The following is a 13,661-nucleotide window of genomic DNA, read 5'->3' as shown; positions in this document are numbered from 1 at the left end:
GGAGGCGCCCACCGCGGGTCTTCCTCTCCCCTTGCGGGAGAGGATACGCAGGCCGGGCGAGTTTACGAGCCCTTGGCCGGAGTTGGTGAGGGGTGTTGCAATGATTGAATTTGAAACCCGAGCCTTATCATGACCCTTTCAAAAGACCCGCTCCTCCAACCCTATCAACTCAAACACCTGACGCTGAAAAACCGGATCATGTCGACATCGCATGAACCGGCCTATTCCGAAGATGGCATGCCGAAGGACCGCTACCGGCTCTACCATCTCGAAAAGGCCACGGGCGGCATCGCGCTGACGATGACGGCGGGGTCGGCGATCGTGTCGCAGGATTCGCCGCCTGCCTTCGGCAATCTTTATGCCTATTCCGACGAGATCGTGCCCTGGCTGAAGAAGATCGCCGACGACTGTCATGAGCACGGCGCTGCCGTGATGATCCAGCTTACCCATCTGGGCCGCCGCACCGGCTGGAACAAGGGCGACTGGCTGCCGGTGCTGTCGCCGTCGCCGGTGCGCGAGGCCGCCCATCGCGCCTTTCCAAAAGAGATCGAGGACTGGGATATCGAGCGTATCGTCGATGATTATGCCAGTGCCGCACAGCGCATGCAGGCGGCCGGGCTGGATGGAATCGAATTCGAGGCCTACGGCCATCTGATGGACGGCTTCTGGTCGCCCGCGACCAACCACCGCGACGATGAATTTGGCGGCTCGCTCGACAATCGCATGCGCTTTTCCGATATGGTGCTCGATGCCGTGCGCAAGGCCGTCGGCCCGGATTTCATCGTCGGTATCCGCATGGTGGCCGATGAGCAGTGGGATATCGGTCTCTCCAGGGAAGAAGGCGTGGGGATCGCCAAGCGGCTGGCCGGGTCCGGCAAGGTCGATTTCCTCAACATCATTCGCGGCCATATCGATCACGACGCGCATCTGACCAATGTCATCCCGATCCAGGGCATGGCGGCATCGCCGCATCTGGACTTTGCCGGCGATGTCCGCGCGGCCACGAAGTTTCCGGTTTTCCACGCTGCCCGCATCGCCGATGTCGCCACCGCGCGCCATGCGATCGCCGAGGGCAAGCTCGATATGGTCGGCATGACGCGCGCCCATATTGCCGATCCGCATATCGTCCGGAAGATCATCGAGGGCCGCGAAAACCAGATCCGCCCCTGCGTCGGTGCTACCTACTGTCTCGACCGTATCTATGAAGGCGGCGGGGCGCTATGTATTCACAACGCGGCGACAGGCCGGGAAGCAACCATCCCGCATGTGATTTCGAAGACCACCGGCGCGATCCGCAAGGCGGTCGTCGTCGGCGCCGGACCGGCGGGCCTGGAGGCAGCCCGGGTGCTGGCCGAACGCGGCCATACGGTCGAGGTGCTGGAGGCGACCGGTGAGGCCGGTGGGCAAATCCTGTTGGCCGCGCGCAATCCGCGCCGCAAGGAAATGATCGGCATCGTCGACTGGCGGCTGTCCGAGCTGGAGCGCCTCGGTGTTCCCATCCACTACAACGTCTTTGCCGAGGCCGCCGATATTCTCGAGCGAAACCCCGATCTGGTCGTCATCGCCACCGGTGGCATCGCCCAGAACCCGTTGCTGGATGCAGGCGACGATCTGGTCGTGTCGAGCTGGGACATCATTGCCGGCGCCATCAAGCCGGAAGGTCCGGTTCTGCTCTATGACGACAATGGCGCCCATACCGGCATGACGGCGGCGGAAATGATCGCCGCCACCGGTGCCGAACTGGAGATCGTCTCGCCGGAACGCATGTTTGCCCCGGAAATCGGCGGCATGAATCACGTACCTTATGCCAAGGCCTTCGCAGAAAAGAATGTTCGCGTGACCATCAACACCCGGCTGAAATCGGTTCGCCGCGAGGGCAATCAACTGGTGGCGGTTCTCGGCTCCGACTATTCGGACAAGGCCTCGGTGGAGCGCCGCGTGGCCCAGGTCGTCGTCGAGCACGGGACGCTGCCGATGGCCGAGCTCTACCTCGAGCTGAAACCGCTGTCGCGCAATCTGGGTGCGGTTGATTACAGAGCCCTGATTAACCAGCAAAACCCCATCCAGACGCGCAATCCGGACGGAAAATTCGACCTGTTCCGGATCGGTGACGCTGTCGCCAGCCGCAATATCCATGCGGGTATCTATGACGCGCTGCGCTATGGGGTGTTGTTTTGACAAAAACTGCGAGCATGGAAAAAGGCGCCACCTCGCGGTAGCGCCCTAATCTCATCATCTAGACCATTGCTGGTCAGCCGGTCATTACTGGGCCGGCTTGACTTCCGTTGCCGGGGTCGCCGGGTCGGTTGCCGATGTGGTTGTCGAATCGACCGGAGCATTGGCGTTCTGTTCGGCCACCTGCTGCGACTTGGTTTTGAATTCCGGCGCTGCCTTAAGCGTATCGGAAGTTTCAGCCGTGGTCAGCTTCAGGTCGTCGGAATTCGGGACTTCCGCAACGGTGATGGTGTCGAGCGGAACGGCGACGTTCTTTTCGCCGATGCCGAGGAAGCCGCCGACGCCGATCACGGCCGCTTCGACCGAGCCATCCTTGGTGAAGATTACATCATTGATCTCGCCGATGCTCTCATCCGAAGCGTTGTAGACGGACTGGCCGATATAGGTGCTGGCAGCGATCTGGTCAGCGCCCTGTTCGGTCAGGTAACCGGAACCGGAAGCGGGGGCAGTGGTGGCTGCCTGGTCTGCCGGCTTCATGGCGTCAGCCGGCTGCTCGCCGGTCATCGGCGTTTCCATGGCTGGCGGCTGCGCCGCTGGCTGGGTTGCCTCCTGAGCAAAGCTCATCGGGGCAAATACGGTAACGCCTGCAAAGAGTGCACCTGCGGCGACGGAAGCTACGAGTTTATGGGTCATTGTAAACCTGCCATTTCGTTCTTTTTGTCGATCAAAGCGCGGGGTTCAAATCCTTGCCGCCGCACCGGTGATGCAGACAGAACGTGGCAGGCCTGGAGTGGTTCCGAAAAAAGATTTGCAATTTGGAAGGGAACTTTTTCCAAAGTTTTTTATCGGGATGAAGGGCAAAGACGAGAAAACCGGGCTTTGCGCCCGGTTCTCATCTTTCTTCTGGCAAAGTCGAAAGCCGTGCCAGGTTGTACTCTCCCGTTCTGTCAGAGCGTGTAAGCCGGTTCAAAACGCCCGTTGACGGTAACGCCAAGTTCGAATGTCTGGCCGGCCTTCGCGTCAGCCTTTCGGGCTGCGTCATCCATGTCCTGCCAGGCTGACGTTACCAGAAGCCGGTCAGCCTTGGCGCCGATGAAGGCGGGGCAGCTCGACTGGCTGGCGGGGACCGCGTGGCGGGCGATGTGGGTGCCTTCGGGCGTGTAGACGTCGACGGCCCCCTGGCCCCAGCGCGCGTTCCAGATGCGGCCGTCGGCGTCGCAGACCGAACCATCGACATCGCCGGGATTGCCGCTCTGGTCGCTGAACACGGTTGCCTCGCCGCCCGGCAGGCCGGTCTTCGGGTCGAGATCGACGCGCATGATGTGGTTGATGGCGGAATCGACGAAATAGCCGGTCGTGCCATCCGGCGAAAAGCAGATGCCGTTGGGAATGCTGATGCCACCATAGATGCGCGTTACCGCACCCTTGGCCACATGATAGATGGCGCCCGCTTCCTTCTCGGCCTTGCGGCCCATGGTGCTGACCCAAAGGCTGCCGGACGGATGCACGCGGCCGTCGTTGGAGCGGTTGCCGGGATTGCTTTCCAGCGCCGCATAGGCCGTCAGCTCGCCGCTTATGGTGTCACGGATGAACAGGCCGCGATCGGACGCGATCAACTGGCGCTTAGGATCGATGACGGCGAGCACGCTGCCCATGAAGGGTAAGGCATGCAGGGTCTTGCGGCCGGTTTCCAGATGCAGCTCGTGCAGCTCGCGGCCCTTGATGTTGAACCACCAGGCGGTGCCGGTCGCCGGATCGAAGGTCGGGCCTTCGCCGAGTTCCAGCGGCAGGTCGCTCAGCACTTTGCCGGAAAAGGGAATGGTCTCGCTCATGCTCCGGCTCCATAGACTGCATCATAGGCTTTGATAGTGACCCGCGCCCGCTCCGCGACATCGGCAGCACTCATGCCGGCCTTGTACAGGCTGGAGCCCAAACCGAAGCTCTTGATGCCGATCTTGGCATAGTCGCCGAAATTGGTGTCGGAGACGCCGCCGACGGCTGCGATTTCGAGGTCCGTGGGCAGGATGGTCCGGATGGCGGCGATGCCGGCCGGGCCAAGCACGCTGGCGGGGAAGAACTTAAGGCCGGTGGCACCCGCATGGGCGGCGGCCAGTGCTTCGGTCGGGGTGAGAACGCCCGGCATGGTCACCATGCCGCGCGCGGCCGCCAGCGAGATTACCGCAGGCTCCACATTCGGGCTCACCATCAGCTTGCCGCCGGCGCTGTCGAGTGTTTCGACCTGCTGCGTGGTCAGGACCGTACCTGCGCCAATCAGGCAGCCGGCCGGCGCCATCTTCACGGCAATCTCGATCGAGCGGAACGGATCCGGCGAATTGAGCGGGATTTCGATGGCGGTAAAACCCGCTTCGATCAGCGCGCCGACGACGCCCTGCGTCTCCTCGGGCTTCAGCCCGCGCAGGATGGCGATCAGCGGATATTTCATCGGTGGAAAAGGGATGCGGCTCATGATCATTCTTTCTTCAAATGGGGCTTCAGGCAGGCCAGATGGCGTTGGCTGCAGCGGCAAGGCCGTGGCGGACGGCTTCATCGGCATCGATGGCCGTTGGGGTGAGGTCGAGCGCCGACAGGGCCGATTGGTAGAGACCGGCAAGCGCCCCGGACGCCACAAGACAAACGCTGCTTCCGGGCTTGGCCGTCGTCAGCGCACCGGCAATTTCAAGGCCGATCAATGTTCCCGAAAGCCGCGCCTTGGCGGCCTCGGGCGGCAGTCCGTGCAGCAGCTGGCCGCTGCGCACCGTAAAGACGAGATTGGTGGCAAGCGCCGGGTTTTTCGCAGCCTTGGCCACGGCCTTGAGGAATACGGGATCGCCGCTATCGAAAGGCGTGGCATCGGCAACGGCATGACTGAGGATCGAATGCTTGGAAATAACGTCGAACAGTTCGCCGGTCATGAAGGTGGAAAAGCCATCGACGATGCCGCCGGTGACGCGCACCCATTTGCTGTGCGTGCCCGGCATGCACACGAGATGACTGCCGCCGCCGAGCTGCGCTATCGCGCCCAGAAGCTGGGTTTCCTCGCCGCGGATCACGTCGGGCGCCTCCTCGCTACGCTGCGCAAGGCCGGGCAGGATGCGGATATCGCGGTTGGCGTCGGGCACGGTCACGGCAGCCTTGACGATGGCGCTAAGCGGTGCCGGCGTATCGAGATAGCCTGCCTCGACCCAGCCCTGGCGGGCGCCCGCCATGCCGCAGACGATCACCGGCAGATGCGCAGGCGCCGAAACGGCGGAAAGATGGGATTCGAGAATGGCGGAAAAACCGGACTTTGCGGCGGTCGTCATGCCTTCGCCGCTGCGGCGCTCGGCAAGAACCGCGCCGCTTTCGCTGACGATCCACAGACGGAAGCTCGAGGTCCCCCAGTCTACCGCCGCATAGGATGCTGCCGTCATTAAAATACTCCTCCGTCGATGATCATGGCCTGTGCCGTCATCCGCGCCGAACAATTGGAGGCGAGATAGAGACAGGGGCCAACCATGTCGTCTGCGACGAGCATGTGTTTCAGGCATTGTTTTTCGATCATGCCGGCAATCGCGGCATCGCTGATCCACAGCTTCTTCTGCCGCTCGGTAACGACCATGCCCGGCAGAACCGCGTTGACGCGGATATTGTCCGGTCCAAGCTTGCCGGCAAGCGATTTGGTCAGCCCGATGATGCCGGCCTTGGCCGTCGCATAAGCCGGGATTTCTCCCATATTGAGCATGAAGGCGATCGAGGAGAAATTGATGATCGAGCCGCCACCGGCCCGCCGCATATGCGGGGCCGCCGCCTGGCAGGTGAAGAACACATGCCGCAGATTGACGGCCTGGCTTTCGTCCCAGCTCGCTTCGGTCACCTCTTCCAGCGGCTGCCGGTCGTCGCGCGCGGCATTGTTGATGAGGATGCTGAGAGAACCGACCCTGCCTGCAGCCTGGTCGACGGCGGACTTGATCGCCGCAATGTCGCGCAGGTCTGCCTGAATGAAAACCGGGGCATGCTCGGCATGCGGAGCGAGCCGTTCAACCAGCGCCCGGCTCTCGGCTTTGGCAATATCGATGAAAGCAACGCGTGCGCCCTGGAGCGCAAAGCCCTCGACGAGGGCAGCGCCAATCCCCGATCCGCCGCCGGTAACGAGGACGCCACGCCCTTTGAGGTCGTGAAATTGCGCGGCTGGCAAGGCCATGATGGTGTCGTCTCCCGGATGCAAGCGACCGGCGCCGGCTTGCTTTTCTTTTTTTGTTGTTCCATTATACGGAACTGACTCTTACTATTTGGAATTATCGCGCTGCTGCTACCGGCTTGTCAAGATCGGAGCCTATGCGCTGGGCAAATCCGCATGCGGCCAATGGACATTAAGATGGAACGGGATCAACCTGATATGTCTTTGCCTGCGTCTGCGCACAATAGCGGCACAGGCACGCTGGGCAAGGTTGTTTCCGTGCTCGAAACGGTCGTGACATCCGACCGGCCGCTGCGTTTCAGCGATATCCTGGCTCTGACGGGCCAGCCGCGCGGTACGTTGCATAGGCAGCTTTCCCATCTGGTCGAGGAGGGCCTGCTGACTCAAGGCCGCGATCTCTGCTACGAGCCCGGTCTGCGCCTGCTGAAATTTGCCTACCGCTCCTGGTCGAAAAACCAGTTCCGCGCCGTGGCCGCCCCGCATTTGCGCCGGCTGCACGAAGAAACCGGCGAGACGGTTCATCTGGGCGTCCTGCGCGGCACCGAAATCATCTATGTCGACAAGGTCGAAAGCCGCCAGACGGTGCGGATGGAATCGCAGATCGGCAATGCCTCGCCGGTCTATTGTACCGGCCTTGGCAAAGCGGCGCTGTCGGTCTTGCCGCAGGCCAAGCTCGCCGATACGCTGGCCAAGCTGACATTCCACCGTTTCACCGGCAATACACATCTTTCCGTGGCGTCTTTAACGCGTGATCTGGACGAGGCTCGCTTGCGGGGATATGCCTTTGATCGTGAGGAACATGAAACGGACATCCGCTGTGTTGCCGCTCCCATCCATGATGCCGGGTTCGATCTTGTCGCCGGGATCTCGGTGACGGGGCCGGCCTATCGGGTGACGATGGAGCAGCTGGAAAGCTGGGCAGGGACGGTGCGGCAGGTGGCGATGGCGATCAGTGAAGACGCCGAAATCCGTCTCGGGCCTGGCCGTTAGACTTTGGTGATGCCTGGACAGTTAATTAGGTTTATCGACTGGACGTAGGAAAAACGGAGCTGTAGTTTTAATATATCAGATTCTGTGCCTGCCGACGTTCAAACCCCGCCGCAAAGACGGGAATGCAGGACGTGAATCCGGCAGGAAAGCCTGGGGAGGCGGCAGAACGGGTCTCGTGATGCCGGGTTTCATCGGCGGCGAGCCTGGAAGAGGTACGAAATGGTGGACTTCAGCGGACATCTATCACCCATGACGGTTGCCGCGGACCCGCGGGAAATCGGGGAGATGACGCGGGAAGCCGATATCCGCCAGGCCTTGGAAAAAGTCTCGCGCAGCTATGGCTTCCACGGTTTCCTGGTGATGGTCGTGCCGGGCAAATCCTGCTGCAGCCTGTCCGATACGGTCGTCATGACGAACTGGCCGGCGGATTTCCTGAGCAATTACGATGCCGCCAACCTGATGGCCGGCAGCCCGGTCATAGCGCGCCTGCGCAAGAGCACCATTCCCTTCACCTATGACACGACCCTTGATTCCGACCGGCGTTCGGATGGCAAGGGGCGCGAGGTGCTCACCCTGTTCGAACGGGTCAACCTACGGCGCGGCGTCTATATTCCCGTTCATGATGTACACGGCACCTGCGGTGCGGTCGCTTTCGCTGGCAATCGCGCGGTGGTGAACGCAGCGGAACTGAAGGAACTGACCTACAAGGCCGGCCACCTGTTTGGCCGGCTGAGCGAGATCAAGGGCCTTCGCGCGCCCATGCCCGCCGTGCTGTCGCGGCGCGAAGTCGAATGCCTGCACTGGGCGGCTGCCGGCAAGACGACGACGGAAATGGCGAAAATTCTCGATTTGTCGGAATATACCGTCAATCACTATCTGAGCCGTGCCACACGCAAGCTTGATTCTGTCAATCGCGTCCAGACCGTGGCAAAAGCGATACGGGCCGGGTTGATCAATTGAGAAATGTTTATGAATGCAAGCAGGAAACCGGCATGATGTGTAGAGTGAAATATCGGGCAAGCCTCAGAGCGCTTGACCGGCAACGCACTCGGATGTGCGGTGGAGTTTGTGAATGCGCGATACATTGATGGCAGAACCGGTCGAAGCAGAACAGTCGCGTGGCGGAGATTTCGCTGCGGATATCGCAGCGCTGGAAACCCAGTTCGATGCCATCCGCTACATGAAAAAGATTACCCAGGCCTTCGGCTTCCAGGCGTTCCTTGTCTGCGTCGTGCCGGCCTTCGATGCGGAAAAGCTGTCCAGCGCGGCGATCCTGTCCAATATGCCCGCCGATCTGGTCAATACCTATGACAGCATCTCGATGCTGAAGCATTCAACCGGCATTCGCCGTCTGCGGGAAACCACGACGCCGTTCCAGCTGACGCTGGAGGACTGGGAAAAGGAAAGCAGCCGCCTGCCACAGACCAATGGCTATATTACCCAGTTGCGTGAGCACGGTATTCTGCAGGCCAATTATTTCCCGGTTCACGATGCCGATGGCAGCCGGGCAACCGTCATCTGGATGGGCAAGCGCGCCGACCTGCCAATGTCCGCGCTGATGGAACTGCAGATGATCGCCATCCATGTCTATAATCGCCTGACGGAAATCGGCTCGTTCTGGAAGGGCGCCCCGGTTGCCCTGTCGGAGCGCGAGATCCAATGTCTGAACTGGACGGCCGCCGGCAAGACCAGCTCGGAGATCGCCGGTATCCTTGGTCTGTCCGAGCATACGGTCAACCACTATCTCAACCATGTCAGCAAGAAGCTCGATGCGGTCAACCGCACCCAAGCCGTCGTCAAGGCGATGAAGAAGGGCTATATCAGCTAGATCGCTTCCGTTTGAGATGAAGCGCTCCAGGTTCGGGGCCGCCTAAGAAGGCGTTTCGATTCTTGCCGGTATTTTAGATGAACATTAAGTTTTGTGGCGCACTTTACTGCCGGTGAAATGATTTCACTGGGAGGGTGCGTAAACACGCCCGCTTTCGATCTTTGGTCGAAGCGGGATGTAAAACGCTTTTACATTGCCGGTATTGTCCGTCTTCTGGGACGCAAGCCGGGCGAACGCTATCCTCCGCACCTTTTTCCAAATGATCGTCCAAATGATAGTCATGTGACGCAGCAACATTGAAGGCATTCGCCCGTTGCCGTCGCGCTTGCGAGGATACGAGATGCTGTTCAAGACTGCGACCTCCCGTAATATATTCTCTGTTGTGGCAACCGGGCTCTTCGCCACGGTGGTGACGGCGGGCACACTGTTCTGGATCTCCTATTCCGAAGTCGAGCGCCGCAGCGTCGGCGAAATGAATGCGGCCGCCGCGTTGACCGCTGCCGACCTGAAAGCGCAGATGTCGCAGGGCCTGCAGCTCGTCAGCACGTTCCAGAGCGTTTTTTCTGCGCTTCAAACATCGGGCGCTGCCGACCGCACCTCCGCCGATGCGATGATGAAGAAGGCACTGGAGGACAGCCCCTTCGCGCTGGGCGTCTGGAGCGGCTGGGAGCCGAACGCCTTCGACGGCAAGGATGCCGACTATGTCAACAAGCCCGGCCATGATGCGACGGGCCGCTTCGTGCCCTATTGGGTGCGCGCCGGCGGCAAGATCGACGTGACGCCGCTGGTCGATTACGACAAGCCGGGCCCCGGCGACTATTACCAGCAGCCTTTCAAGGCGCAGAAGATGGTCGTGATCGAGCCCTATAAATATGTGGTCGATGGCAAGGACGTGATGATGACCTCGCTGGTTGCGCCCGTCACCGTCAACGGCAAGCCGCTCGGCGTCACCGGCATCGACATCGCGCTCGACAGCCTGACATCGAAACTGGCCGCCATGAAGCCGCTGGGTGATGGCAATGTCGCCCTCGTTTCGCAGGGCGGACATTTCCTCAGCCATGTCAACGCCGCCAATCTCGGCAAGGCGTTCAAGGACAGCAGCGTCGATGCCGCCGCCTGGCAGACGATGATCGACAACCCCGGCAAGCTGGTCGACGTCACCGGCGAGGATGGTACCAAGTTCCTCTCCGTCGCGGTCCCCGTGCAACTCCTGCCGGATACTGCGTGGTATGCGATTGTTTCCGTCCCGAAGGCGACCGTGTTTGCCTACCTGACCCATATGGCCTGGATTTCCGTTGCTATCATCGCCGTCGCCTCCGTTCTGCTCGTGCTGCTTGGCGTGATGATCTCCAACCGTTTCCGCCGCCGCCTCGAAGCCATCGTCAATGCCACCGGCGAAATCGCCAGGGGCAATACCAGCATCGCCATTGCCGATGCCGAGCGGAAGGATGAGATCGGCGACATGGCCCGGTCGCTTGCCATTCTGCGCGACGCGACGATTGCCAAGCAGCGCCTGGAGACGGAGGCTGCAGAAACCCGCACGCACAGCGAGGAAGACCGCCAGCGCCGTGCCGCAGAGACCCAGGAAAACGAGCGCCAGATGCGCTTTGCCGTCACCGAACTCGGCACCGGCCTGCAGCGCCTGGCCGAAGGCGACGTGACGTTCCGCCTGATGACGCCGTTCATCGGCTCGCTCGATGCGCTGCGTGACGACTTCAACAGCTCGATGTCCACCCTGCAGCAGACCCTGCAATCGGTCGGCAACAACGCGCTCGGCATCCAGGCCGGCTCCGCCGAAATCCGTTCCTCGGCCGACGATCTGGCCAAGCGCACCGAACAGCAGGCGGCATCCGTCGAGGAAACGGCAGCAGCGCTTGACGAGATCACCGCCTCGGTGCGCGATTCCACCGTACGCGCCGAAGAGGCAGGCCAGCTGGTCGCCAAGGCAAAATCCGGCGCGCAGACATCCAGCGCCGTCGTCAAGAGCGCCATCGATGCCGTCGGCCAGATCGAGACGTCGTCGCAGGAAATCTCCAGCATCATCGGCGTCATCGATGAGATCGCCTTCCAGACCAACCTCCTGGCCCTGAACGCCGGTGTCGAAGCGGCCCGTGCCGGCGATGCGGGCAAGGGCTTTGCGGTCGTTGCCCAGGAAGTGCGCGAACTCGCCCAGCGCTCTGCCAATGCGGCGAAGGAAATCAAGGCGTTGATTTCGAAATCCGGCCAGCAGGTCAAGACCGGTGTCGAACTGGTCGGCCAGGCCGGAAAGGCGCTGGAGGTCATCGTGCATGAGGTCGATGAAATCAATCTGCGCGTCTCGTCCATCGTCGAGGCGGCCCGCGAACAGTCGATCGGCCTCAACGACATCAACCGCGCCGTCAATGTCATGGACCAGGGCACGCAGCAGAATGCCGCCATGGTCGAGGAATCCACCGCTGCCAGCCATACGCTTGCAGCCGAAGCCTCGGCGCTGACGACGCTGCTGTCGAACTTCCAGCTTGGCGAAGCCTCGCAGGCGGCCATGCACGCGCAGGCCAGCATGCATCGCGCGTCAAGCGACACTTCTGCGCACAGGGCAGCGCCTGCTGCGGCCCGCACATCCCCGCTGTCGAGAACCGGCATCCGATCCGCTTCGGCCACGACACCGGCCGTGCAATCGCCCGCCCGCTCGCTCAGCAACAAGCTCGCCGGTGCGTTCCAGGGACATGGCGGCGCCGCAGCGGCCCCGGCCAATGACGGCTGGGACGAATTCTAAGGACTAAGGGGGCGCCGCCCGCCGGCGCCCCTGTTGCAAAATCCGGCAATGCCAAACCTTGGGCAACGCAATTGCACAATTAATCATCGGAATTGATGTTGCGCTGCACTGGCATTGTCCGTGAAACCCCGGTTTCCAAAGGGTTTTCCAAACTGGCACGGTTCCTGCTTTGTTAGATGCATGTCCAGAGGGGACTATAATAAAAACTGCGCCCAAGAAGGTCGCGACAGATAAGGCCGCTTTCAGCCACAGGTGATCCCGGATGTACGGACACCACCGGCAGAAAGCGGCCTTTCTTTTGCGCCGGTTTTTTCTCGGCCGCCGCATTGGCGAAACACTCCGGCTCGATTATCTAAGGGAAAGCCCCGGTCTTGGCCGGGCGCTGATAAATATGTCCATGCATAATGCAGGGACGGGACAGCAGGGCAAACCAGCCGCGCTGGCGGCAGGAGTGAATGACATGACCGATGTGACCAAGGAACAGGTTCTCGACAAGCTGAGGGGCGTTCGCGGACCGGATATGGACGGCAATATCGTCGATATGGGTCTGGTCTCGGATGTCTTCATTTCCGATGCCAAAGTCTATTTCTCCATCACCGTGCCTGCCGAGCGCGCCCGGGAACTGGATCCCCTGCGGGCTGCAGCCGAGCGGGTGGTCAAGGATATCCCTGGCGTCAAGGGCGCCATGGTGGCGCTCACCGCCGACAAGAAGGGCGCCTCGTCGTCGGCGCCGGTGCAGCGCCCGGCAACTGCCCCCGCGCAATCTGCCCATTCGCACGCCGGTCATTCCCATGCGGGTCACTCCCATGCGGGCCATAGTCACGCACCCGCAGCCGCACCGCAGCGCACCCCGACAGCTGCGGCGAAAGCCGGCATTCCCGGCGTCGGCGCCATCATTGCCGTTGCCTCCGGCAAGGGCGGCGTCGGCAAATCCACCACATCGGTCAATCTCGCTTTGGCGCTAAAGGCCAACGGCCTGCGCGTCGGCATTCTCGACGCCGATATCTACGGCCCGTCCATGCCCCGCCTGTTGAAGATTTCCGGGCGGCCGCAGCAGATCGAAGGGCGGATGATCCGTCCGATGGAAAATTACGGCCTGAAGGTGATGTCGATGGGTTTCCTCGTCGATGAGGAAGTCGCGATGATCTGGCGCGGCCCGATGATCCAGTCGGCGCTGTTGCAGATGCTGCGCGAAGTCGCCTGGGGCGATCTCGACGTTCTGGTGGTCGATATGCCGCCGGGCACGGGTGACGCGCAGTTGACCATGGCCCAGCAGGTGCCGCTGGCCGGCGCCGTCATCGTTTCCACGCCGCAGGACCTGGCCTTGATCGACGCCCGCAAGGGATTGGCGATGTTCCGCAAGGTCGAAGTGCCGGTGCTCGGCATTGTCGAGAACATGAGCTATTTCATCGCGCCTGATACCGGCAATCGCTACGATATTTTCGGCCATGGCGGTGCCCGCAAGGAGGCCGAGCGTATCGGCGTGCCGTTCCTGGGCGAAGTGCCCCTGACCATGGGCATCCGCGAAACATCTGATGCCGGCACGCCCGTCGTCGCCTCCGAACCCGACAGCGAGATCACCCGCGTCTATCGCGATATCGCCAAAAAGGTCTGGGAACAGGTCGGCGCGCATCAGGGCGACAAGGCCCGGACCATGCCCAACATCGTGTTCGAGTAACGCAACAGCACCACCGAGCCGGTCTTCGTGTCTGCCGCACGGCCCTGGAAAACCGGGC

The 13,661-nt window shown here is 61.6% G+C and carries 11 protein-coding genes; 6 read left to right on the top strand and 5 right to left on the bottom strand.

The window, feature by feature from the left end:
- Positions 1-129: 129 nt before the first annotated feature.
- Complete coding sequence (locus PYR65_RS18205) at positions 130-2,178, top strand: NADH:flavin oxidoreductase (RefSeq protein ID WP_276118994.1); 2,049 nt, start codon at positions 130-132, stop codon at positions 2,176-2,178.
- Between the two features lie 84 nt (positions 2,179-2,262).
- Here PYR65_RS18205 and PYR65_RS18200 read toward each other — a convergent pair whose 3' ends face one another.
- The 5 genes from PYR65_RS18200 to PYR65_RS18180 all read right to left on the bottom strand — a co-directional run bounded on the left by PYR65_RS18200 (position 2,263) and on the right by PYR65_RS18180 (position 6,355).
- Complete coding sequence (locus PYR65_RS18200; protein WP_060636514.1) at positions 2,263-2,868, bottom strand: PRC-barrel domain-containing protein; 606 nt, start codon at positions 2,866-2,868, stop codon at positions 2,263-2,265.
- Between the two features lie 254 nt (positions 2,869-3,122).
- A complete protein-coding gene (locus tag PYR65_RS18195; RefSeq protein ID WP_276118993.1) occupies positions 3,123-4,007 on the bottom strand; it encodes an SMP-30/gluconolactonase/LRE family protein in 885 nt (294 codons plus the stop codon).
- Complete coding sequence (locus PYR65_RS18190; protein ID WP_276118992.1) at positions 4,004-4,642, bottom strand: 2-dehydro-3-deoxy-6-phosphogalactonate aldolase; 639 nt, start codon at positions 4,640-4,642, stop codon at positions 4,004-4,006. The genes PYR65_RS18195 and PYR65_RS18190 overlap by 4 nt, the downstream gene beginning before the upstream one ends.
- A gap of 25 nt (positions 4,643-4,667) precedes the next feature.
- Positions 4,668-5,585, bottom strand: coding sequence for a 2-dehydro-3-deoxygalactonokinase (locus PYR65_RS18185; protein WP_276118991.1), 918 nt, complete (start codon positions 5,583-5,585; stop codon positions 4,668-4,670).
- Positions 5,585-6,355, bottom strand: a complete 771-nt coding sequence (locus PYR65_RS18180; protein ID WP_276118990.1) for an SDR family NAD(P)-dependent oxidoreductase — start codon at positions 6,353-6,355, stop codon at positions 5,585-5,587. Before PYR65_RS18180 ends, PYR65_RS18185 begins: the two co-directional genes overlap by 1 nt.
- Before the next feature lie 195 nt (positions 6,356-6,550).
- Between PYR65_RS18180 and PYR65_RS18175 the strand changes: the two genes are divergently transcribed.
- The 5 genes from PYR65_RS18175 to apbC all read left to right on the top strand — a co-directional run bounded on the left by PYR65_RS18175 (position 6,551) and on the right by apbC (position 13,603).
- Positions 6,551-7,342 (top strand): IclR family transcriptional regulator, encoded by a 792-nt coding sequence (locus PYR65_RS18175; protein WP_276118989.1) that lies wholly within the window; start codon positions 6,551-6,553, stop codon positions 7,340-7,342.
- Positions 7,343-7,561: 219 nt separating this feature from the next.
- The gene (locus PYR65_RS18170; RefSeq protein ID WP_407951252.1) at positions 7,562-8,302 is read left to right on the top strand and encodes a helix-turn-helix transcriptional regulator; all 741 of its coding nucleotides are present in this window, start codon (positions 7,562-7,564) and stop codon (positions 8,300-8,302) included.
- A 112-nt stretch (positions 8,303-8,414) separates the two neighbouring features.
- On the top strand, positions 8,415-9,170 hold the full coding sequence (locus tag PYR65_RS18165; RefSeq protein WP_060636508.1) for a LuxR family transcriptional regulator: 756 nt from the start codon (positions 8,415-8,417) through the stop codon (positions 9,168-9,170).
- A 340-nt stretch (positions 9,171-9,510) separates the two neighbouring features.
- Complete coding sequence (locus tag PYR65_RS18160) at positions 9,511-11,925, top strand: methyl-accepting chemotaxis protein (RefSeq protein ID WP_276118987.1); 2,415 nt, start codon at positions 9,511-9,513, stop codon at positions 11,923-11,925.
- A 460-nt stretch (positions 11,926-12,385) separates the two neighbouring features.
- Complete coding sequence (gene apbC / locus PYR65_RS18155; RefSeq protein WP_276118986.1) at positions 12,386-13,603, top strand: iron-sulfur cluster carrier protein ApbC; 1,218 nt, start codon at positions 12,386-12,388, stop codon at positions 13,601-13,603.
- Positions 13,604-13,661: the final 58 nt, after the last annotated feature.

The sequence above is a fragment of the Pararhizobium qamdonense genome (assembly GCF_029277445.1).
GTDB classification, from domain to species: domain Bacteria; phylum Pseudomonadota; class Alphaproteobacteria; order Rhizobiales; family Rhizobiaceae; genus Pararhizobium; species Pararhizobium qamdonense.
This window is presented reverse-complemented; position numbering and strand designations above follow the sequence as displayed.